General features: G+C 72.3%; 19 protein-coding genes and 5 tRNA genes. 6 read left to right on the forward strand and 18 right to left on the reverse strand.

The features are described from left to right. Window positions 1-159 precede the first annotated feature (159 nt). The 3 genes from thiD to ACYP53_RS03095 all read right to left on the reverse strand — a co-directional run bounded on the left by thiD (window position 160) and on the right by ACYP53_RS03095 (window position 3161). The gene (gene thiD / locus ACYP53_RS03085; RefSeq protein ID WP_459646580.1) at window positions 160-957 is read right to left on the reverse strand and encodes a bifunctional hydroxymethylpyrimidine kinase/phosphomethylpyrimidine kinase; all 798 of its coding nucleotides are present in this window, start codon (window positions 955-957) and stop codon (window positions 160-162) included. 23 nt (window positions 958-980) lie between these two features. Then, window positions 981-2006: an ATP-dependent 6-phosphofructokinase gene (locus tag ACYP53_RS03090; RefSeq protein ID WP_189923488.1), complete on the reverse strand. Its 1026-nt coding sequence runs from the start codon at window positions 2004-2006 to the stop codon at window positions 981-983. A 189-nt stretch (window positions 2007-2195) separates the two neighbouring features. Beyond that, window positions 2196-3161 carry a thiamine-phosphate kinase gene (locus ACYP53_RS03095; protein WP_189923486.1) on the reverse strand — a complete coding sequence of 322 codons (966 nt, stop codon included), beginning with the start codon at window positions 3159-3161 and terminating at the stop codon, window positions 2196-2198. Between the two features lie 215 nt (window positions 3162-3376). On the opposite strand from ACYP53_RS03095, the gene ACYP53_RS03100 reads away from it, so the two are divergent. Continuing rightward, window positions 3377-3610, forward strand: a complete 234-nt coding sequence (locus tag ACYP53_RS03100; RefSeq protein ID WP_189923483.1) for an Lrp/AsnC family transcriptional regulator — start codon at window positions 3377-3379, stop codon at window positions 3608-3610. Window positions 3611-3630: 20 nt separating this feature from the next. After that, window positions 3631-4149: a DUF3515 family protein gene (locus tag ACYP53_RS03105; protein ID WP_459646581.1), complete on the forward strand. Its 519-nt coding sequence runs from the start codon at window positions 3631-3633 to the stop codon at window positions 4147-4149. 79 nt (window positions 4150-4228) lie between these two features. Here ACYP53_RS03105 and ACYP53_RS03110 read toward each other — a convergent pair whose 3' ends face one another. The 3 genes from ACYP53_RS03110 to ACYP53_RS03120 all read right to left on the reverse strand — a co-directional run bounded on the left by ACYP53_RS03110 (window position 4229) and on the right by ACYP53_RS03120 (window position 7291). Then, the gene (locus ACYP53_RS03110) at window positions 4229-5374 is read right to left on the reverse strand and encodes a D-alanine--D-alanine ligase family protein (RefSeq protein WP_459646582.1); all 1146 of its coding nucleotides are present in this window, start codon (window positions 5372-5374) and stop codon (window positions 4229-4231) included. Window positions 5375-5459: 85 nt separating this feature from the next. Continuing rightward, on the reverse strand, window positions 5460-6464 hold the full coding sequence (locus ACYP53_RS03115; protein ID WP_268256655.1) for an NAD(P)H-dependent glycerol-3-phosphate dehydrogenase: 1005 nt from the start codon (window positions 6462-6464) through the stop codon (window positions 5460-5462). Next, a complete protein-coding gene (locus ACYP53_RS03120; protein ID WP_189923477.1) occupies window positions 6461-7291 on the reverse strand; it encodes a lysophospholipid acyltransferase family protein in 831 nt (276 codons plus the stop codon). The genes ACYP53_RS03115 and ACYP53_RS03120 overlap by 4 nt, the downstream gene beginning before the upstream one ends. Before the next feature lie 231 nt (window positions 7292-7522). Here ACYP53_RS03120 and cofC point away from each other — a divergent pair, with 231 nt between their 5' ends. Both cofC and ACYP53_RS03130 read left to right on the forward strand, forming a co-directional pair. Continuing rightward, window positions 7523-8206, forward strand: a complete 684-nt coding sequence (cofC, locus tag ACYP53_RS03125) for a 2-phospho-L-lactate guanylyltransferase (protein WP_459646583.1) — start codon at window positions 7523-7525, stop codon at window positions 8204-8206. A gap of 104 nt (window positions 8207-8310) precedes the next feature. Further along, the gene (locus tag ACYP53_RS03130) at window positions 8311-8532 is read left to right on the forward strand and encodes a hypothetical protein (protein ID WP_189923473.1); all 222 of its coding nucleotides are present in this window, start codon (window positions 8311-8313) and stop codon (window positions 8530-8532) included. Window positions 8533-8721: 189 nt separating this feature from the next. Here the strand turns inward: ACYP53_RS03130 and ACYP53_RS03135 are convergent, their stop codons facing one another. The 4 genes from ACYP53_RS03135 to leuC form a co-directional block, all read right to left on the reverse strand. Continuing rightward, the gene (locus tag ACYP53_RS03135; protein ID WP_189923471.1) at window positions 8722-9459 is read right to left on the reverse strand and encodes an HU family DNA-binding protein; all 738 of its coding nucleotides are present in this window, start codon (window positions 9457-9459) and stop codon (window positions 8722-8724) included. Window positions 9460-9592: 133 nt separating this feature from the next. Then, entirely contained in the window at window positions 9593-9940 is a 348-nt protein-coding gene (locus ACYP53_RS03140; RefSeq protein ID WP_373313895.1) for an SCO5555 family protein, read from the reverse strand. A 182-nt stretch (window positions 9941-10122) separates the two neighbouring features. Beyond that, on the reverse strand, window positions 10123-10719 hold the full coding sequence (leuD, locus tag ACYP53_RS03145; RefSeq protein WP_189923469.1) for a 3-isopropylmalate dehydratase small subunit: 597 nt from the start codon (window positions 10717-10719) through the stop codon (window positions 10123-10125). 3 nt (window positions 10720-10722) lie between these two features. Then, the gene (gene leuC, locus ACYP53_RS03150; RefSeq protein WP_189923467.1) at window positions 10723-12162 is read right to left on the reverse strand and encodes a 3-isopropylmalate dehydratase large subunit; all 1440 of its coding nucleotides are present in this window, start codon (window positions 12160-12162) and stop codon (window positions 10723-10725) included. Window positions 12163-12394: 232 nt separating this feature from the next. On the opposite strand from leuC, the gene ACYP53_RS03155 reads away from it, so the two are divergent. Next, the gene (locus ACYP53_RS03155) at window positions 12395-13108 is read left to right on the forward strand and encodes an IclR family transcriptional regulator (RefSeq protein ID WP_030246527.1); all 714 of its coding nucleotides are present in this window, start codon (window positions 12395-12397) and stop codon (window positions 13106-13108) included. Window positions 13109-13280: 172 nt separating this feature from the next. Here ACYP53_RS03155 and ACYP53_RS03160 read toward each other — a convergent pair. From ACYP53_RS03160 to ACYP53_RS03195, 8 genes are all read right to left on the reverse strand, one after another. Next, window positions 13281-13355, reverse strand: a tRNA-Gln gene (locus tag ACYP53_RS03160). A 49-nt stretch (window positions 13356-13404) separates the two neighbouring features. Beyond that, window positions 13405-13477, reverse strand: a tRNA-Glu gene (locus ACYP53_RS03165). Window positions 13478-13503: 26 nt separating this feature from the next. Further along, window positions 13504-13576 (reverse strand) — tRNA-Glu (locus ACYP53_RS03170). A 48-nt stretch (window positions 13577-13624) separates the two neighbouring features. Then, window positions 13625-13697: transfer RNA gene (locus ACYP53_RS03175), tRNA-Glu, on the reverse strand. A 45-nt stretch (window positions 13698-13742) separates the two neighbouring features. Then, window positions 13743-13814, reverse strand: a tRNA-Gln gene (locus ACYP53_RS03180). Window positions 13815-14053: 239 nt separating this feature from the next. Then, the gene (gene gltX / locus ACYP53_RS03185) at window positions 14054-15553 is read right to left on the reverse strand and encodes a glutamate--tRNA ligase (RefSeq protein ID WP_189923465.1); all 1500 of its coding nucleotides are present in this window, start codon (window positions 15551-15553) and stop codon (window positions 14054-14056) included. Continuing rightward, window positions 15546-16346, reverse strand: coding sequence for a fumarylacetoacetate hydrolase family protein (locus ACYP53_RS03190; protein ID WP_189923463.1), 801 nt, complete (start codon window positions 16344-16346; stop codon window positions 15546-15548). Before ACYP53_RS03190 ends, gltX begins: the two co-directional genes overlap by 8 nt. A 234-nt stretch (window positions 16347-16580) precedes the next feature. Then, window positions 16581-16799, reverse strand: coding sequence for a hypothetical protein (locus tag ACYP53_RS03195; protein ID WP_189923461.1), 219 nt, complete (start codon window positions 16797-16799; stop codon window positions 16581-16583). 640 nt (window positions 16800-17439) lie between these two features. Between ACYP53_RS03195 and ACYP53_RS03200 the strand changes: the two genes are divergently transcribed. Further along, window positions 17440-21234, forward strand: a complete 3795-nt coding sequence (locus tag ACYP53_RS03200) for a nitrate- and nitrite sensing domain-containing protein (RefSeq protein ID WP_459646584.1) — start codon at window positions 17440-17442, stop codon at window positions 21232-21234. Window positions 21235-21239: the final 5 nt, after the last annotated feature.

A 21239-nucleotide genomic window follows, 5' to 3' on the forward strand; every position in this document is an offset into this window, starting at 1 on the left:
GGCATGCCGGTCCTCCAGTGAGTCGGTTCATCCCCGGATGGACCGGCTTCGCTGTTTTCGTGACCGGCGACGTCGATTCCGGACCATCACTGGTGGGCGGGCACCTTCGGGTACCCGCCCACCAGTGTTTTCGTCCTGACTCCGCGGCTCCGGGCGTTCTCAGCGCCAGCGCCAGGCGTGGTCGACCGGCCCGATCCCGGCGCCCAGGGCGAAGCCCCCGGCGATCGCGCCGGTGATGTACTCCTTGGCCGAGCCCACCGCCTCCGGCAGCGACTCGCCCTTGGCCAGCCCGGCCGCGATCGAGCTGGCCAGGGTGCAGCCGGTGCCGTGGGTGTGCCGGTTGTCGTAGCGCGGCGCCCGGTACCAGTGCTCCTCCCCCGGCCCGCCGTACAGCAGGTCGGCGGCCTCGCCCTCCAGGTGGCCGCCCTTGACCAGCACCCAGCGCGGCCCGAGGTCGAGCAGCGCCTTGGCGGCGTCCAGCATCTGCCCCTCGTGCTCGACGGTGCGGCCGGTGAGCTGCGTCACCTCGTGCAGGTTGGGGGTGGCCAGGGTGGCGACCGGCAGCAGCCGTTCGCGGACGGTGGCGACGGCCTCGGCGGCCAGCAGCGCGTCCCCGTGCTTGGAGACGCCGACCGGGTCGACCACCACCGGGGCGGTCACCCCGGCGAGCAGCTCGGAGACGGTCTCGACCAGTTCGACCGAGGCGAGCATGCCGGTCTTCACGGCCTGCACCCCGATGTCGTCCACCACGCTGCGGAACTGCGCCCGGACGGCTTCGGCGGGCAGTTCCCAGTAGCCCTGGACGCCGAGCGAGTTCTGCGCGGTGACGGCGGTGATCACGCTCATGCCGTGGACGCCGAGGGCGAGCATCGCCTTGAGGTCGGCCTGGATGCCGGCGCCGCCGCCGGAGTCGGAGCCGGCGACGGTGAGCACGCGGGGAGGAGCAGTCGAAACCATGAGGTCAACCTACCCCCGGCGGTTCACAGCACGGCCTCGGATTCCGCCCAGCGGTCCTCCGGCACCGTCTTCAGCCGGGTCACCGCGTCACCGATCGGCACCAGCTCGATCCCGGTCCGGCGCAGCGCGGTGAAGTGCCCGAAGGCGCCCCGGTGGACGGCCTCCACCGCGTGCCAGCCGAAGCGGGTGGCGAGCACCCGGTCCCGGGCGGTCGGGGTGCCGCCGCGCTGGGTGTGGCCGAGGATGACCGGGCGGGCCTCCTTGCCGAGCAGGTCCTCCAGCTCGTGGGCGAGCCGGTTGCCGATCCCGCCGAAGGTCCGGTGGCCGTACTGGTCGACCTCGCCGTGGTCGAAGCGCATGGTGCCGGGCACCGGGGTGGCGCCCTCCGCGACGGCGATGATGGCGAACTTCTTGCCGCGCGCGAAGCGGTCCTCGATTATCCGGGCCACCGCCTCGATGTCGAAGGGCTTCTCCGGGATCAGGATGCCGTGCGCGCCGCCGGCCATGCCCGCGGTCAGGGTGATCCAGCCGGTGTGACGGCCCATCAACTCGACGACCATGACCCGCTGGTGGGATTCTGCGGTGGTCTTCAGCCGGTCGATCGCCTCGGTCGCGACGTGCACCGCGGTGTCGAAGCCGAAGGTGACGTCGGTGGCGTCGATGTCGTTGTCGATGGTCTTCGGCACCCCGACCACCGGCAGTCCGGCCTCGCTGAACAGCTTGGCGGCGGTCAGCGTCCCCTCGCCGCCGATCGCGATCAGCGCGTCGATGCCGATGTCCCGGGCCAGCACCTTCGCGTTCTCCACCGCCCAGGCGATCCGGTCGCGCCGCACCCGGGCCGAGCCCAGGATGGTGCCGCCGAGGGTGAGCAGGCCGGTGACGTCGTCGTGCGAGACCGTCCGGGTGCGGCCCTCGATCAGGCCGAGGAAGCCGTCCTCGATGCCGACGATCTCGTCGCCGTGGACGTCCGTTCCCCGGTGCACCACCGAGCGGATCACCGCGTTGAGGCCGGGGCAGTCGCCGCCGCTGGTCAGTACACCGATGCGCATGTCAGGTGTGCTCCCGCTCGCAGTGGTTCGGTCCGCCCGCGCCGGACGGGCGGGCGGACTCCGATGCCGCAAGCCTACGCAAAACCCACCCGCGAAGCCCGTCCGCCGCACGCCCGGAGCGTCACGCGCCGTGCGCCGTAAGGCAATCGGCGAAGCACCCGGAGGCGAGCGGGCGAGTCACAGCCCCCCTCATTCGGCGAAGTGGTCCCAGCCGCCGACCCGGTCCCAGGGGGCGCCGTCCACCGTCACCCGGCCGCTGCGGCTGCCCGTCGGGCGGCCGGTGACCTCGCCCACCACCCGCCAGCGGGCCGGGAGTTGGACTCCGCGCGGGAAGGTCGCCACGATCGCGTGGTCCTCGCCGCCGGAGAGCACCCAGACCAGCGGGTCGACCCCGACCGCCTGGCCGATGTCGGCCATCTGCGCCGGGACGTCGAAGTCGGCGGCCTTGAGGTCGATGTCCACCTCGCTGGCCCGGGCCACGTGGCCGAGGTCGGCGACCAGCCCGTCGCTCACGTCGATCATCGAGGTCGCGCCCAACTCGGCCCCGGCCGGGCCCGCGTGGTACGGCGGTTCGGGTCGGCGGTGCGCCTCGACGAAGGCGCGCGGGGAGCGGAAGCCGCGCTGCAGCACGGTCAGGCCGGCGGCCGACCAGCCCAGCCAGCCGGTCACCGCGACCACGTCGCCGACCTGCGCGCCGGAGCGCGTCACCGGCGCGCGCCCCTGCAGGTCCCCGAGCGCCGTGATGGCCAGCGTGACGGTGTCCCCGCGCACCACGTCGCCGCCGACCACCGTCGCCCCGGCGACCTGGCACTCGTCGCGCAGTCCGTCCATCAACTCGGTGGCCCAGGTGGTCGGGAGGTCGGCGGGGGCGACCAGGCCGAGCAGTATCGCGGTCGGCACCGCCCCCATCGCGGCCACGTCGGCGAGGTTCTGGGCGGCGGCCTTGCGGCCCACGTCGTAGGCGGTGGACCAGTCCCGGCGGAAGTGCCGGTTCTCGATCAGGACGTCCGTGGTCGCCACCACCCGGCCGTCCGGAGCCCGCACCACCGCGGCGTCGTCACCCGGGCCGAGGTCGACCGCGTCGGTGAGCGGTACCCGGGCGGTCAGCTCCCTGATGAGTCCGAACTCGCCGAGCTCGCCCACGGTCCCCTGCATCTGCCGTCCTCTCGCCTTTCAATCCGGATAGCGCTGCGGTCCCCGTCCCGCTCCCCCGCGCGCAGCGTACGCCCTTCGGGGGTGCGGAGGTCTCCCCTCCCCGGCCCACCGCGCGGTAGCGTGGTGATCAGGCTGCCGGTGAGCCCGTTCCACCCCGACGCCTGACCCGGGCGATCACGGCGGCGATCCCCGTAACCGGCCGCCGGGAGGTCCTCGTGGTACAGGCATACATCCTGATCCAGACCGAAGTAGGAAAGGCCACCGCGGTGGCCGAGCTGATCACCAAGATCCCCGGCGTGCTCGCCGCCGAGGACGTCACCGGCCCCTACGACGTGATCGTCAAGGCCGAGGCCGAGACGGTGGACGAGCTGGGCCGCATGGTCGTGGCCCAGGTCCAGAAGGTCGAGGGCATCACCCGTACCCTCACCTGTCCGGTGGTCCACCTGTAGGCCCCGGCTACCATCGGCGGGTGGCCAGAGAAACCCGTGTCCCCAAGGCGCTGACCGCCGTGCCGGCGCCGATCCGCTGGCTGGCCCTGCCCGTCGCGCTGACCTGCGCGGTCGTCGTGCTGGTCGGCAGCTGGGGTTCGGGGGACGGGGACACCGAGGCGCCGCGGCCGAGCGGCAGGGCCGCCGACTACTGCCGGGCCCTGGCCGCCGCGCTGCCGCAGGTGCTGCTCGGGCACGCCCGCAAGGACCCGTCGCCCGGCTCGCCGTACGTGGCCGTCTGGGACAGCTCGCCCCGGACGGTCATGCGCTGCGGCATCGACCGGCCCGAGGAGTTGGACGGGCCGCACGCCAAGGACCTGTCGCCGACCGTCGACGACCTCACCTGGTGGTCGCAGAAGCGGGACGACGGGAGCTACCGGCTCGTCGCGACCATGCGCGCGGCCTACGTCGAGGTGATCTCCCCGCCCGGGGTCTACAGCAGCCCGCTGGACCCGGCCGCGGCACTCACCCCGCTGGTCAAGGCCAACATCCCCGGCTGAGCCGGGCGGTGCCGGCCGGTGCCGACGTACCGAGGGCGGGCCGGGGGTTTCCCGGCCCGCCCTCCGCCGTACGGACCCGCTAGCGCAGCCCGGTCGAGCGGCGCAGCGCCGTCTGCAGCAGCCGGTCGATCAGCTCCGGGTACGAGACCCCGCTGGCCTCCCACATCTTCGGGAAGGCCGAGATCGGGGTGAATCCGGGCATGGTGTTGATCTCGTTGATCATCCAGGTGCCGTCCTCCAGCAGGAAGAAGTCCACCCGGGCCAGGCCCTCGCAGCCGAGCGCCTCGAAGGCCTCGACCGCCTGGCGCCGGATCTCGGACAGCTCCTCGTCGGAGAGCTCCGCGGGGATCCGCACGTCGGAGGAGTCGATGTACTTGGCCTCGAAGTCGTAGAAGTCGAAGCCTTCGCCGACCAGGACCTCACCGGCCACGCTGGCCCGCGGGCCGTCCTCGAACTCCAGCACGCCGCACTCGATCTCGCGGCCGGTCACGCCCGCTTCGATGATCAGCTTGGGGTCGTGCCGGCGGGCCTCCTCGATCGCGGCGTCGAGGTCGGCGGCGTCCCTGACCTTGGTGATGCCGATGCTGGAGCCGGCCCGGCAGGGCTTCACGAACACCGGCAGGCCGAGCTCGGCGACCCGCTCGCGCACCGCCGCGCGACCCGCCTCGCTCTCCCACTCGCGCGGCCGCACGATGGTGTACCGGCCGACGCCCAGGCCGTGCGAGGCCAGGACCCGCTTGGCGAACTCCTTGTCCATGCCGACCGCGCTGGCCAGCACGCCGTTGCCGACGTAGGGGACGCCGGAGAGCTCCAGCAGGCCCTGCAGGGTGCCGTCCTCGCCCCACGGGCCGTGCAGCAGCGGGAACACCACGTCGACCTCGCCGAGCACCTTGGGGGCGCTGCCCGGCTCGCTCAGCAGCACCTCCCGGCTGCCCGGGGCGACGGGCAGCGCGACCTGCGCGTCGACGGACTCGGCGACGTGCGCCACGTCCGGCAGCTTGCCGTCGGTGATGGCCATCCGGGCCGGCTCGTCGCTGGTCAGCGCCCAGCGGCCCTCGTGCGTGATGCCGATCGGCAGCACGTCGTACTTGTCGCGGTCGATAGCCCTGAGCACACTGCCCGCGGTGGAGACCGAGATGGCGTGCTCGGAGCTGCGTCCGCCGAACACCAGCGCGACGCGGGGCTTCGGGGCGGACGGGTTCGGGGAGGACTGTTCGATGCTCATATCGGGTTTGAGACTACCGTGCGACGTGTTTCCGGGACGTCAGCCGCCCCGCCACGCCACCCTCCCGGGCCGCCTTCCCGGGCCGTCAGCGCCGCCGCTCCGCCTTCGCCGAGCGCGACATCAGCGTCTGCAGCGCCTCCTGGGTCGGCCGCCCGTTGTGCACGACCTCCACCACGGCCTCGACGATCGGCATGTCGACCCCGTTGCGCCGGGCCAGGTCCAGCACCGACTCGCAGGACTTGACGCCCTCGGCGGTCTGCCGGGTGGCCGCGATGGTCTCGGCGAGCGACATGCCCCGGCCCAGGTTCATGCCGAAGGTGTTGTTGCGGGACAGCGGCGAGGAGCAGGTGGCGACCAGGTCGCCCATCCCGGCGAGCCCCGCGAAGGTGTGCGGGTCGGCGCCCAGCACCTCGCCGAGCCGGGTGGTCTCGGCCAGCCCGCGGGTGATCAGCGTCGCCTTGGTGTTGTCGCCGAGCCCCATGCCGGCCGCCATGCCGACCGCCAGGCCGATCACGTTCTTGACCGCGCCGCCGAGCTCGCAGCCCACCACGTCGGTGTTGGTGTACGGCCGGAAGTACGGCGTGTGGCAGGCCGCCTGGAGCCGCTTGGCGACCGCCTCGTCGGTGCAGGCGACGACGCTCGCCGCGGGCTGCCGGTTGGCGATCTCCTTGGCCAGGTTGGGCCCGCTGACCACCGCGACGCGCTCCGGGCCGACCTTGGTGACCTCGTCGATGACCTCGCTCATCCGCTTGGCGGTGCCGAGCTCGATGCCCTTCATCAGGCTCACCAGCACGGTCTGCGGCTCGATCAGCGGCGTCCAGGCGGCCAGGTTGTCGCGCAGCGTCTGCGAGGGCACCACCAGGACGGCGAAGTCGGCGCCGGCCAGCGCCTCGGCGGCGTCGGTGGTGGCCCGCACCGAGTCGGGCAGCCGGACGCCCGGCAGGTAGTCCGGGTTCTCGTGCGTGGAGTTGACGGCGTCCACCAGCTCCTGGCGGCGGGCCCACAGCACGACCTCGCAGCCGGCGTCGGCGAGCACCATCGCGAAGGCGGTGCCCCAGGATCCGGTCCCCATCACGGCGCAGCGGGTCACTTGCCGGCCTCCTCGGTGCCGATGCTCCGCTCGCCCTTGGCGCGCCGGCGCTCGGCCAGCGCCGCCGCGGCGCGCTCCCGGGCGGCCCTGCGCATGTCGTAGCGCTCGGCCGGCGGCCGCTCGCCGCGGACCTCGGCCAGCACCTCGGTGATCGCCGTCATGATGTCCTCGGTCGCGTCGGCGAGCACCTGGGCGGTGAGCTCCTGGCCCCGGTACTTGCTCAGGTCCACGGCCGGGCCGGCCGCGACGGTCACCCGGTGGCGGGGGAAGAGGTTGAACTTGCCCTTCCCGAAGCCGGTCCGGCCGTACGGCGGGATGATCTCGTGGGCGCCCCAGTGGGCGACCGGGATGACCGGCGCGCCGGTCATCAGCGCGACCCGGGCGACACCGCTCTTGCCGGTCATCGGCCACAGGTCCGGGTCCCGGGTGAGCGTTCCCTCCGGGTAGAACTGCACGCACTGGCCGCTGTTGACGGCGTCGATCGCGGCCCGGAACGCAGCCGCGGCGTCGGTCGACTCGCGGAACACCGGAATCTGACCGGTCTTGCGCAGCATGAATCCGATGAAGGGAATCGAGAACAGCGAGGACTTGCCGAGAATGCGCGGCGGGCGTCCACTGTTGTACTGCCAGTGCGCGTAGATCACCGGATCGATGATCGAATTGTGGTTCACGGCGGCGATGAAACCGCCTTCCTCCGGGATGTGCTCCCAGCCCCGCCAGTCGGGCTTCACCAGGGCGGTCGTCACCGGCTTCACCAGCACGGCCGCGAAGCGGTACCAGATGCCGTAGTCGGCGTTGCCGAACTTGGCGTACGAGCGGCGGGCCACCCCAGCTCCTTCTCATCCGAGTGCGACACGTGGAGTGCCGCCGTCATGGCCTCCCGGTGCCGCGCACCGGTGCCAGCGGTGCCCGGGCCACGGGCGCGGAACAGTGTCGCCCGCCCGCTCACCGGCTGTCGAGCGGCCGCGCCAACCCGCCGGGCGGGCGTGATCAAACGCACGTCCGCACAGCTCGGACGGCCTGGCGAGGGCTCCGGGACCGGCGACACAATGACGCCGATGACCCAGGACACCGTACGCCCCAGCGGGCCCGTCGCGCCCGCCGCACCCACCGCCGGCTGGTCGCTGGTGCTCCCGCTCAAGCCGCTCGCGCTGGCGAAGAGCAGACTCGCCCCGTACGCCGGGCCGCACCGGGCCGACCTGGCCATGTCGTTCGCGCTCGACACCGTCACCGCGGCGCTGGCCACCCCGGGCGTCGCCCGCGTCCTGGTGGTCACCAGGGACGCCACGGCCGCTGCCCGGCTGGCCGCGCTGGGCGCGCTGGTGGTCGCCGACGAGCCCGGCGGCGGCCTCAACCGGGCGCTGGCGCACGGCGCGTCGGCCGCCCTGGCGCTCGCCCCGGCGGCCCCGCTCGCCGCCCTCTCGGCGGACCTGCCCGCCCTGCGCCCGGCCGAACTCGCCCGGGTGCTGGGCGCGGTGCCGCCGGACGGCCGGGCCTTCCTGCCGGACTCCCCCGGCCTCGGCACCACCCTGCTCGCCTGCGCCCCCGGGCGCCCGCTCTCCCCCGCCTTCGGGGACGGCTCGCGGGCCCGGCACGCGGCCGGCGGGGCGCTCGAACTGCGGCTCGCGGACGTGGAGTCGGTGCGCCGGGACGTCGACACCGGTACCGACCTCGGGGAGGCCGCGGCGCTCGGCCTCGGTCCGCACACCAGTGCGCTGTTCGCCCGGCTGAGCCTGTCCTGAGCCCGCCCTGAACCCGTTCTGAACGCGTCCTCAGCCCGTTCCGGCGGCCGGTCGACGGCCCACCGGCCCCGGGCCGGCGCCGGTCCGCTCGCTATGCTGCTGCCATGCAGGCCACCGCGTTCACCTTCGACCCCGCCACCCGGGCCGGCTCCGTGCTGCTCGACGACGGGACCCCGGTGCCGTTCGACGCGGCCGCCTTCGACGCCGGCGGCCTGCGGCTGCTGCGCCCGGGCCAGCGGGTGCGGATCCGTACCGAGGGCGCCGGCGAGGCCCGCCGGGTGGTCTTCGTGACGCTGCAGACCTTCCCCGACCCCGCCGAGGGCTGACCGCCCGCGGGATGCCCGGCCGCCGGGCCCGCCGACCGTCGACAGTCGACCGCCCGGTCCCGCCGCACGCCCCGCGATCCTGACTAAGCGCCCGGAAAGCGGAAGAGCCGCGGCAACCGGTGCCCGTGAATGCACGGGAGGGTGCCGCGGCTCTTGACCGAAGGCCGTCCGGGGACGGCCGCGCGGGACCTACTTGGCAGAGGTCTTGCGCGCGGTGGTCTTGCGGGTGGCGGTCTTCTTCGCCGGAGCCGTCTTCTTGGCCGTCGCGGTCGCCTTCTTGGCGGTCGCGGTGGTCTTCTTGGCGGCGGCCGTGGTGGTCGCCTTCTTGGCGGCGGCCGTCTTCTTGGTCGCGGCCGCGGTGGTGGTCGCCTTCTTGGCCGCGGTGGTCTTCGCGGCGGTGGCCTTCACCGCGGTCTTCTTGGCCGTGGCCGCCTTCTTCGCGGTGGTGGCCGTGGTCTTCTTGGCGGCGGCCGTGGTGGCCGTCTTCTTCGCGGCGGCCTTCTTGGTGGCCGGAGCGGCGGCGGCAGCGGCGGCGGTGGCCCGCTTGGTGGCGGCGCGCTTGGCGGCCGGGGTGGCGGCCACACCGGTCTTGCCCGGGGTGAGGGAGCCCTTGGGGGCCTTCTTCACCGAGGGGCCCTCCTTCGGCAGCTTCTTGCTGCCGCTGACCAGGTCCTTGAAGCCCTGGCCGGGGCGGAAGCGGGGGACCGAGGTCTTCTTGACCTTGACCCGCTCGCCGGTCTGCGGGTTGCGGGCGAAGCGCGCGGAGCGCTCCACCTTCTCGAAGGTGCCGAAACCGGTGACCGAAACCCGGTCACCGGCCACGACGGCACGGACCATGGTGTCGAGCACTGCGTCGACAGCCTCTGCGGCAGCCTTGCGACCGCCCAGCTGCTCGGCCACCGCTTCGACAAGCTGAGCCTTGTTCACGTCTTCCCCTTCGGAAACGGGCGCCGGATGATTCCATCCGTTCTTTTCGCACGTTAGGTATGTATCTGCGGACTTTCAATTACCAAACGCGCGAATCACCCTAGTGTCGCAATGGATTTGCGCGTCGGCGACCTCAGCGGAGCGGCGGGGGCCCCTCGTCGAGGTCATGTACAAAGCGACTCAACCGCCTTGCCGCCTCCGGAAGATCGCGCTTGGCGGTCTCGGTGACGATGAGGAGTTGACGGGTGAGAGCGGTCTTTGCATCGGCAGACACGTTCAGCGCATGCACGCGGGCGTGAGCTTGCTTCAACCGCTCGGCCACGAGCGCGTAGAGCGCTGCGACTTCCTGGTCGTCCGGCTCCTCAGCTGGCGCGGAGGTGACGTCCGGCCGGTCGTCAATTCGGCGTTCGGATGGCCGGCCCCTGGAGTCCTCAGCCGCGGGTTCGCCGCCCGCGTACGGAGGTTCATGGTGCCGGTGCATGTACTGATTGTGCCATCTACCCGCAGTTGTACTTGCGCGGGCCCCTCTTCCGCAAAGCCAAATGGGCAATCCGGGGCGGGCCGCGGCGCTAACTCGTGCTCCGGAACGACGGATGGCCCGGCCCCCCCGAGGGGGGCGCGGGCCATCCGGCGGATCGTCAGAATGCTTGTTCTGAGGGGAACTCAGGCGACCGGCAGAGTACGGGGCTTGAAGGCCGGGCGGGTCGCCTCGAAGGCCGAGATGTCGGCCTCGTTCTGCAGCGTGATGCTGATGTCGTCCAGGCCGTTGAGCAGCCGCCACCGGACGTTGTCGTCCAGTTCGAAGGCCGCGGTGACACCCTCGGCGCGCACTTCGCGCGCCTCCAGGTCAACGGTGATCTCCGCCGAAGGGTCACTCTCAGTGAGCGCCCAGAGCCGCTCCACGGTCTCCTGCGGCAGGACGACGGTCAGCAGACCGTTCTTCAGGGAGTTGCCCCGGAAGATGTCGGCGAAGCGCGAGGAGATGACCGCGTGGAAGCCGTAGTTCTGCAGCGCCCAGACGGCGTGCTCGCGGGAGGAGCCGGTGCCGAACTCGGGGCCGGCCACCAGGACGGTGGCGCCCTGCCGCTCGGGGCGGTTGAAGACGAACGACTCGTCCTTGCGCCAGGCTTCGAACAGGCCGTCCTCGAAACCGGATCGGGTGACCTTCTTGAGCCAGTGGGCCGGGATGATCTGGTCGGTGTCCACGTTGCTGCGGCGCAGCGGGACGGCCCGGCCGGTGTGGGTGGTGAACTTCTCCATGGCTCAGGCCTCCACGGCAACGTCGGTGTCCGCCGGGTCGGCGGCGGTCAGGTCGGCGGGGGCGGCGAGGCGGCCCAGCACGGCGGTCGCGGCGGCGACCTGCGGGGAGACCAGGTGGGTGCGGCCGCCCTTGCCCTGCCGGCCCTCGAAGTTGCGGTTCGAGGTGGAGGCGCAGCGCTCGCCCGGGGCCAGCTGGTCGGGGTTCATGCCCAGGCACATCGAGCAGCCCGCGTGGCGCCACTCGGCACCGGCCGCGGTGAACACCTTGTCCAGGCCCTCCTCGACGGCCTGCAGGGCGACCCGTACGGAACCGGGGACCACCAGCATCCGTACGCCCTCGGCGATCCGGCGGCCCTCCAGCAGGGCGGCGGCGGCCCGCAGGTCCTCGATCCGGCCGTTGGTGCAGGAGCCGACGAAGACGGCGTCGACCTTCACCTCGCGCAGCGGGGTGCCGGCCTCCAGGCCCATGTACGCCAGGGCGTTCTCGGCGGCCGCGCGCTCCTGCGGGTCGGCGAAGGAGGCCGGGTCCGGCACGTTCGAGCCCAGCGGGGCGCCCTGACCGGGGTTGGTGCCCCAGGTGACGAACGGGCTCAGCTCGCTCGCGTCGATGAAGATCTCGTGGTCGAAGACCGCGTCCTCGTCGGTGCCCAGGGTCTTCCAGTACGCGACGGCGGCGTCCCAGTCCTCGCCCTGCGGGGCGTGCGGGCGGCCCTCCAGGTAGGCGAAGGTGGTCTCGTCCGGGGCGATCATGCCGGCCCGGGCGCCCGCCTCGATCGACATGTTGCAGATGGTCATCCGGGCCTCCATGGACAGGCCCCGGATCGCCGAACCGCGGTACTCCAGGACGTAGCCCTGGCCGCCGCCGGTGCCGATCCTGGCGATGACGGCCAGGATCAGGTCCTTGGCGGTGACGCCCTCCGGCAGTTCGCCCTCGACGGTGATCGCCATGGTCCGGAACGGGGCCAGCGGCAGGGTCTGGGTGGCCAGCACGTGTTCGACCTGGCTGGTGCCGATGCCGAACGCCAGTGCGCCGAAGGCGCCGTGGGTGGAGGTGTGGGAGTCGCCGCAGACCACGGTCATACCGGGCTGGGTGAGGCCGAGCTGCGGGCCGACGACGTGCACGACGCCCTGCTCGACGTCGCCCAGCGAGTGGATCCGGACGCCGAACTCGGCGGCGTTCCGGCGCAGCGTCTCCAGCTGCACCCTGGAGACCGGGTCGGCGATCGGCTTGTCGATGTCGAGGGTGGGGGTGTTGTGGTCCTCGGTGGCGATCGTCAGGTCGGTGCGGCGGACCGTACGGCCGGCCAGTCGCAGCCCGTCGAAGGCCTGCGGGCTGGTGACCTCGTGGAGCAGGTGCAGGTCGATGAAGAGGAGGTCGGGCTCGCCCTCCGCGCGCCGCACGACGTGGTCGTCCCAGACCTTCTCTGCGAGTGTCCGTCCCATCGGATTCCCTCCAGCCGGCCGCGTTGCCGGCCTTCTCGTGTCGTCGAGGTCAGAACGTGCGCCACCCGGTGGGGGGCGCTTCCGCACGACCTGCACGCCGGATCGCTGTCCACGATGCGGACACTCGGACGAGGCCCCATCCTGGATGTCTCCCGGGCTGCTGCATCCAGAGTGGCGCTTTTCTCGGAAGATTGAACTTGCGTCTCGCGGACTGAGACTGCAGTCTTAGGGCATGGACAACACTAGCGGCGTCGGCGTTCTCGACAAGGCCGCTCTGGTGCTGAGCGCACTGGAGTCGGGCCCCGCCACGTTGGCGGGGCTGGTCGCCGCCACCGGTCTGGCGCGCCCCACGGCACACAGACTCGCCGTCGCACTCGAACACCACCGTCTCGTCACCAGAGACATGCAGGGACGCTTCATCCTCGGTCCCCGCCTGTCCGAACTCTCCGCCGCGGCGGGCGAGGACCGGCTGCTCGCCACCGCGGGCCCGGTCCTGACCCACCTGCGCGACGTCACCGGCGAGAGCGCACAGCTCTACCGCCGCCAGGGCGAGATGCGGATCTGCGTCGCCGCCGCCGAGCGGCTCTCCGGCCTGCGGGACACCGTCCCGGTCGGCAGCACCCTGCCGATGAAGGCCGGCTCGGCCGCCCAGGTCCTGCTGGCCTGGGAGGAGCCCGAGCGGCTCCACCGCGGCCTCCAGGGCGCCCGCTTCACCGCCACCGCGCTGAGCGGCGTCCGGCGGCGCGGCTGGGCCCAGTCGATCGGCGAGCGCGAGCCGGGCGTCGCGTCCGTCTCCGCGCCCGTCCGCGGCCCCTCCAACCGCGTGGTGGCCGCCGTCTCCGTCTCCGGCCCGATCGAGCGCCTGACCCGCCACCCGGGCCGGCTGCACGCCCAGGCCATCATCGAGGCCGCGAACCGGCTCACCGAGGCCCTCCGCCGCAGCTGACCCCCGCTGCCCGGCGGAATCCCCCACCCGCCCCCACCCGTCCCCACCGAAGACCTTCCCCCACCGAACACCGAAAGGGCCCCGCTCGCACGCGAGTGGGGCCCTTCGGACATCCGGCCGGAATGCGGCCGGGAAAACAAAAAAGACCCCGTTGGCCGGGGCCTTCCTTTTCTGGCTGGGGTACCAGGACTCGAACCTAGACTAAATGAACCAGAATCACTCGTGCTGCCAATTACACCATACCCCAACACAAAGCAAGGGCCGATGGGCGAGCCCACCGGCTTCCTGCTCTGAAGTACCCCCGACCGGATTCGAACCGGCGCTACTGCCGTGAGAGGGCAGCGTGCTAGGCCGCTACACAACGGGGGCATCCTGGCGATCCCTTGCGGGATCAGTACCCCCGACCGGATTCGAACCGGCGCTACTGCCGTGAGAGGGCAGCGTGCTAGGCCGCTACACAACGGGGGCTTTCCAGGTGATCCCTTGCGGGATCCGTGCGATCCCTTGCGGGATCAGTACCCCCGACCGGATTCGAACCGGCGCTACTGCCGTGAGAGGGCAGCGTGCTAGGCCGCTACACAACGGGGGCTTGATCTTCAGTTTTCCTGCGGTACTGCTGTTACTGCGTACTGCGCTGGGGTACCAGGACTCGAACCTAGACTAAATGAACCAGAATCACTCGTGCTGCCAATTACACCATACCCCACCAGAGTTGAACCCTCGTCGGGATCTTCTCAGGCGTTGCGCCTCTCGTTCGGTCCCGGCCGGGGGGCTTTCGCTCCCTCGTCCGTTCCCTCCCGGGCGGCGCAGAAAGAACATTACCCGACGTCGGCCCTGGCTCCAAAATCGATAACCCCAGGCAGCGGCGGGGAGGCCGGCGGATGACCTCCGGGTACGCCGCGGGCCCGGCACGGAGCCGGGCCCGCGGCCTGCTCAGCGGCCCGCTCAGGCGGCCGGCACGGCGTCCAGGGCGGCGCGCAGGCGGCGCAGCGTCTCGGGGCGGCCCAGCAGCTCCATGGACTCGAAGAGCGGCGGCGAGACCCGGCGGCCCGTGACGGCCACCCGCAGCGGCGTGAAGGCGAACTTGGGCTTGATGCCCAGCCCCTCCACCAGCGCCGCGCGCAGCGCGGCCTGGATCGGCTCCGGGGTGAAGTCCGCGAGCTCCTCCAGCGCCTTGACGCTGGCCTCCAGCACCGGGCGGGCGTCCGCGGTCAGCACCTTGGCGGCGTCGTCCGGGTCGAGGGCGAAGTCCTCCGGCGCGACGAACAGGAAGCCAGCCATGTTCACGATCTCGCTCAGCACGACCATCCGCTCCTGGGTGAGCGGCGCGACCTTGGCGAGCACGTCCAGCTGCTCGGCGGTCGGCTCGGCCGGCAGCAGCCCGGCGGTCTGCAGGAACGGCACCAGGCGGGCGGCGAAGTCCTCCGGGGCCAGCTTCCGGACGTGCTCGGCGTTGATCGCCTCGCACTTCTTCAGGTCGAAGCGGGCCGGGTTGGCGTTCACCTTGGTGATGTCGAAGGCGGCGACCATCTCGTCGATGTCGAAGATGTCGCGGTCCTCGGCCAGCGACCAGCCCAGCAGGGACAGGTAGTTGAGCAGGCCCTCGGGGATGAAGCCGCGCTCGCGGTACAGGTTGAGCGAGGACTGCGGGTCGCGCTTGGAGAGCTTCTTGTTGCCCTCGCCCATCACGTACGGCAGGTGGCCGAAGCGCGGGGTGGTGCCGTTGCCCACGCCGATCTCGGCGAGCGCGGCGTACAGCGCGATCTGCCGCGGGGTGGAGGACAGCAGGTCCTCGCCGCGCAGCACGTGGGTGATGCCCATCAGGGCGTCGTCCACCGGGTTGACCAGGGTGTACAGCGGGGCGCCGTTGGCCCGGACGATGCCGTAGTCCGGCACGTTCTCCGGCTCGAAGGTGAGCGTGCCGCGCACCACGTCGTCGAAGGAGATCGTCTTGTCGGGCATCCGGAAGCGCAGGATCGGCTCGCGCTTCTCCAGCTTGTAGACGGCCACCTGGTCGTCGGTCAGCTCGCGGCAGTGGCCGTCGTAGCCGGAGGGCTTGCCGGCCGCGCGGGCGGCCTCGCGGCGGGCGTCCAGCTCCTCGGTGCTGCAGTAGCAGTGGTAGGCGTGGCCGGCCTCGTGCAGGCGACGGGCGACGTCGGCGTAGATGTCCATCCGCTGCGACTGGCGGTACGGCTCGTGCGGGCCGCCGACCTCCGGGCCCTCGTCCCAGTCGAAGCCGAGCCAGCGCATGGCGTCGAGCAGCTGGCCGTACGACTCCTCGGAGTCGCGGGCGGAGTCGGTGTCCTCGATCCGGAAGACCAGCGTGCCGCCGTTGTGGCGGGCGAAGGCCCAGTTGAAGAGGGCGGTGCGGACCAGGCCCACGTGGGGGTTGCCGGTCGGGGAGGGACAGAAGCGAACCCGGACGGCCGGGTCAGTGTTAGCCACGCTTGATCACCTTGTTGGTGAGAGTGCCGATGCCTTCGATGGAGACGGCGACCTCGTCGCCGACGTTGAGGGGGCCCACCCCTGCGGGCGTGCCGGTGAGGATGACGTCGCCGGGCAGCAGCGTCATGGCCTCGGAGATGTGGACGATCAGCTCGGCGACCGAGCGGACCATCAGGGAGGTGCGGCCGGCCTGGCGGAGCTCGCCGTTGACCGTGCAGGTGACGGCCAGGTCGCTCGGGTCCAGGTCGGTCTCGATCCACGGGCCCAGCGGGCAGGAGGTGTCGAAGCCCTTGGCCCGGGCCCACTGGCCCTCGCGCTGCTGGACGTCCCGGGCGGTGACGTCGTTGGCGCAGGTGTAGCCGAGGATCACCTCGGGCACCCGCTCCAGCGGCACCTCGCGGCACATCCGGCCGATCACCACGGCCAGTTCGGCCTCGTGCTGGACGTCCGAGGAGAACGGCGGGTACGCGATGCTCTCGGTCGGGCCGATCACCGCCGTGGACGGCTTGAAGAAGGTCAGCGGGACGTCCGGGACCCGGTTGCCCAGCTCCTCGGCGTGCGCCGCGTAGTTCCGGCCGACCGCCACGATCTTGTTCGGGAGCATCGGGCTGAGCAGCCGGACGTCCTGGAAGCGGTAGCTCTCGCCGGTGGGCTGGGGCTGGCCGAACGGGTGGCCGGCCAGCGCGTGGACGACCAGCGAGTCGGGCTGGGAAGGGTCGCCCTCCACCACGCCGAAGGAGACGCTGCCGGCGGCAGGACTCCCTTCCCGGACGGAAAACCTGGCAATGCGCACGGCTGGGCTACCCCTCGCTTCGTCGGCCGCCCGGGGCGCGCCCGGGCGCTGGTGGGCCGCCGCCCACGGGTGGGCGCGGCCCCGTCAATCGGCCTCCAGGCTATCGCGTGGGGCCCCGGCTGACCGCTTTGCCCCTGTTCAGCGCGGTTGGGACGGATCGGCCGCGGGGCCGGTACGCGCGAGGGCACCCGGCCGTGGTGCGGCGGGGTGCCCTCGTACGAACGCGTTCCGGCGTCAGTCCTGGACGACGACGACCGGGGCGACCATCAGCTGGACGCGCCGCGGGTTGGCGGTGCTGGCCGGCAGCTCGGTGCCGTAGGTCACGACGTCCTCGGGCTTGCGGGCGCCCGGGATCTTGCTGAAGTCCTCGACCGAGGCCAGCGTCGTCCGGCGCGGGTTCGCCGTGGGGCGGCTGGACAGCGTGGACGTGGTGGCCTTCTTCGTCTGGGACATCGACAGCACCTCGGTGTTCGCGGCCGGGCGGATCCGCGGCGGATCGGCGCCGGCCTGAGTGATTCCGATTGATTCGGAGGGGTTCTGGGCAGGCTGAACGCGGCCGTGCTCCGGAGACAGCCAGATTACGAGATCTCTTTCCATAGAGACCGTGACCAAAGCTACACATTAGACTGTGATTTTGCTCACAAAATGCTGAGCAAAGCGAAAATATCCGACATATCGCCGCACCGGAATATTCCGACATTCAGCTGGTATCGGGCATTCCGGAAGGTCTGTGACTCTTTTCGATCTACGGTCTGCTTGGCATGTATCCGGCGAGTGTCCGAAAAAGGCGGTATTCCGGTCCGGTTACCGCACAGTCAGTGAGATGCCGCAAGCGTTCGGTAGCGCCGGGCGCCGGGTTCCTGCGGCCCTTGTTGGGATTCCCCGGCTGTGCTGGAATGCGACGGACCGTGGGTAGGGAGTGGTCCACCCCGGTGACCCGCTCTCCCGGACCGGCCGGGAGGCGGATGGAAACTCGACACCGTCCAGGCCGTGGCGACGCGGCGGGACGCCCGGTCCAGAGGTTGCGACGCCAGTGCAGGGACGTTTCAAAAGGGGTAGCGGCGCCGCGGGTAACCCGGAGTCGCGTGAGCCTGTGGCAGCCCCCCAACAGGCGGCGGCGCCCGGCGGCCCGACCGGGCCGGTGCCGCCCGAGGCCGTCGGCCGACCGGAGGACGACGGTCAGGAGCGCAAGTCCGCACGGGACAAGCTCCGGACCTCCCTGACCCGGCGCCGGGCCACCGGTCTGAACCGGCTCGCGATGCGCAACTGGCGCATCCGCACCCGACTGATCGCCCTGCTCGCCCTCCCCGTCATGGTCGCGCTGGTCCTCGGTGGCCTGCGTATCCAGACCTCGATGGAGAACTCGCAGCAACTCGCCCAGATGGCCAACCTGTCCGACCTGGCCAAGAAGGCGACCAACCTCGCGGACGCGCTGCAGACCGAGCGCGACATCAGCGCCGGCCCGATCACGGACAAGCCGAGCGCCCAGCTGGACGACGACATCGTCGCCGCCCGCAAGGCCACCGACGACCTGAGCCGCACCTTCACCGCCTCCTCCGACAAGTTCGAGAACCTCGAACTGTCCGGCGGAAAGGCGCTGCTGCTGCAGATCCGCAAGGACCTCAACTCGATCGCGGACACCCGCAGCCTGCCGTACCAGAACAACCAGAACATCCAGTCGACGATCACCGCCTACGACGTGATCATCCGCGACCTGCTGTCCATCACCCAGGACATCGCGCTCGCGTCCAACAACAAGGACCTGGTCGTCTCCACCCGCGCGCTGCAGCAGTTCTCGCTCGCCAAGAACGCCACCTCGCAGCAGCGGGCCCTGATCAGCGCCGCGCTCGCCAACCCCAAGGCCCCCGACCTCAGCCTGAGCGACGAGTCCTTCGGTATCCGCCTGCGCCTGTCGTACGACAACGCGATCGCCAGCTTCAACAACATCTACACCGCGCACGACCTGGACAACCTGCGCAGCCAGCTGAGCTACAACGGCGTCGTCGCCGACGCCGACCGCTACGCCCAGACGATCCTCACCCAGGGCGGCATCCACCAGACCGAGCCGGTCAGCTACAAGGACTGGTACGAGAAGTCCAGCGCCAAGATCTCCGCCGAGCGCCGGATCGAGTCCAAGCTCATCGAGAACCTGGACGGCAAGGCCCAGGACCTGCAGTCCCAGGCCGACACGGACGCCCTGATCATCGGTGTCGCCATCGCCCTGGTGCTGCTCGTCGCCCTCGGTGGCGCCGGTCTGATCGCCCGCTCGATGGTGCGCTCGCTGACCCGTCTGCAGGCCGCGGCCGAGGACGTCGCCGAGCGCCGCCTGCCCGAGCTGGTCAAGACCCTCTCCGAGAGCGACCCGCACGACGTCGACACCACGGTGGAGCCGGTCGCCGTCGACTCCGCCGACGAGATCGGCCACGTGGCGCACGCCTTCGACATGGTGCACAGCGAGGCCGTCCGCCTCGCCGCCGAGCAGGCCCTCCTCCGCGGCAACATCAACGCGATGTTCACCAACCTCTCCCGCCGCAGCCAGGGCCTCATCCAGCGCCAGCTGTCGCTCATCTCCGAGCTGGAGAGCCGCGAGGCGGACCCGGACCAGCTGGCCAACCTCTTCAAGCTGGACCACCTCGCGACCCGCATGCGCCGCAACGGCGAAAACCTCCTCGTCCTCGCCGGTGAGGACCCGGGCCGCCGTTGGACCCGCCCCGTCCCGCTGGTCGACGTGCTCCGCGCCGCCGCGTCCGAGGTGGAGCAGTACGAGCGCATCGAGCTCGCCGCCGTACCGTCGGCCGAGGTCGCCGGCCGCGTCGTCAACGACCTCGTCCACCTGCTCGCCGAGCTGCTCGAGAACGCCACCTCGTTCTCCAGCCCGCAGACCCGCGTCCGGGTCACCGGCCACGCGCTGCCGGACGGCCGCGTGCTGGTCGAGATCCACGACACCGGCATCGGCCTGAGCCCCGACGACCTCGCCGAGATCAACGAGCGCCTCGCCAACCCGCCGACGGTGGACGTCTCCGTCTCCCGCCGCATGGGCCTCTTCGTGGTCGGCCGCCTGTCGCTGCGCCACGGCATCCGCATCCAGCTGCGCCCCAGCGACTCCGGCGGCACCACCGCGCTGGTCATGCTCCCGGTGGACGTCACCAACTCCGGCGACCGCCGCCCCACCGGCCGCGGCGGCGCCGCGCAGGCCAAGCAGCAGCAGCGCGGGGTCGCCCCGACGCCGCGCCAGCAGCGCCAGATGCAGCCCGGCCGTCAGAACGGTCCGGCCGCGCTCGGCCAGGGCCCGGGCGGCGGTGCTCCGCAGGGCGGGCGCCCGCAGCTCGGCCAGGGCGGCCAGGGCGGCCCGGCCGCTCCGGCCGGTCCCGGCGGACAGGGCGGTCCCGGCGGACAGGCCGGCCCGGGTGGGCAGGGCGGTCCGGGTGCGCCCGGCGGTCGCCCCGGCGGTCTGCCGACCCGCCAGGTCGGCAAGTCGCTGCGGGAGAACCCCGTCGTCCCGCCGGCTGGCCAGGGCCGACAGCCCGCCCCCCAGCCGCAGCAGGCCCAGCAGCCCCAGCAGTCGCCGCAGGCCCAGCAGCAGCCGCAGCAGTCGCCGCAGGGCGGCCTGCCGCAGCGCACCCCCGGCCACCAGGGCCCGCCGCAGGCGGGACCGAACGGCCTGCCCCGCCGCGACCGCCAGCCGCAGGCCCCGCAGCAGCCCGGCCAGGGCCAGCAGGGCCGGCCGCAGCCCGGTCAGCCCCGGCCCGGCCAGGAGCGGCCGCGCCCCGCCGGCGCGCCCGACGGCGGTCCGGGTCCCCGGACCGGCGAACAGCCCCAGCACGGCCGCCCCGGCGGTCCCGGCGCCCCGCAGCAGGGTGCCCGCCCGGGCAACCGTCCGCAGGACGGCCTGCCGCAGCGCGCCCCCGGCCGTCAGGGCCCGGGCGCCCAGGGTGCCCCCGGCCGTCCCGGTGCCCAGGGTCCGCGCCGTCCGCAGCGCCCGGGCCCGGAGGCGCCGCAGCGCGACCGCCAGCCCCAGCTGCCGCCGCAGGCCCAGCAGCAGCCCCAGCCGCTGCCGTCGGCCGAGCCGGCGCCGGTGGAGAGCACCCAGCAGTTCGCCCGTCCGCGCTTCGAGGCCAGCCAGATCGACCCGCGCGACCCGCTGGGCCTCGGCCTGGTCGAGCCGGTGCTGCCGAACGTGCCGAACCCGGCGCGCCCGGAGCCGGTGCGCCAGGAGCAGGCCCCGCAGCAGCAGCCGCAGCCGCTGCCGTACCAGGAGCCGATGGCGCTGCCGGCCGCCGGTCAGCAGCCCGCCGACCAGCAGTCCTGGTACGCGCAGGCCGAGGCCGAGCAGCAGGCGCGGCAGCAGTCGTACCAGCCGCGTCGCCCCGGCACCTCCGCGCCGGAGTTCCAGCAGGGCCGGCCCCAGCAGCCGGGCCGTCAGCAGGCCCCGCAGCAGCACCAGCAGCCGCAGCCGGGCCAGCAGCACCAGCCCCAGCAGGCCCAGCAGCAGCCGCACCCGCAGGGTCCGCAGCAGCCGATGCCCGGCGAGGGTGACGCGCCCTGGCGCCCGTCCGCCAACGACGAGCGCTGGCGCCGTGCCGAGCAGGTCCGCGAGCCCTCGACCAACGGCGTCACCATGTCGGGCCTGCCCCGGCGGACGCCGCAGGCGAACCTGGTCTCCGGCACCGCCGAGGCCTCGCCGCTGACCGGTCCCCAGGTCTCCCGGGCCCCCGAGGAGGTCCGCGGCCGGCTGACCAACCTGCGCCGCGGCATCCAGCAGGGCCGCCGGGCCGGGGCCGAGCAGGCCTCCAACCAGCCGGGCTCCCAGCATGGTGCCCAGCAGCCCGGATTCGATAGTTTCGGTGGCCGCAGCGACGGCAACGGCGCAGATCACCAGGAGCGTTGAGTTGA

The organism is Kitasatospora sp. Ki12 (assembly GCF_054601375.1).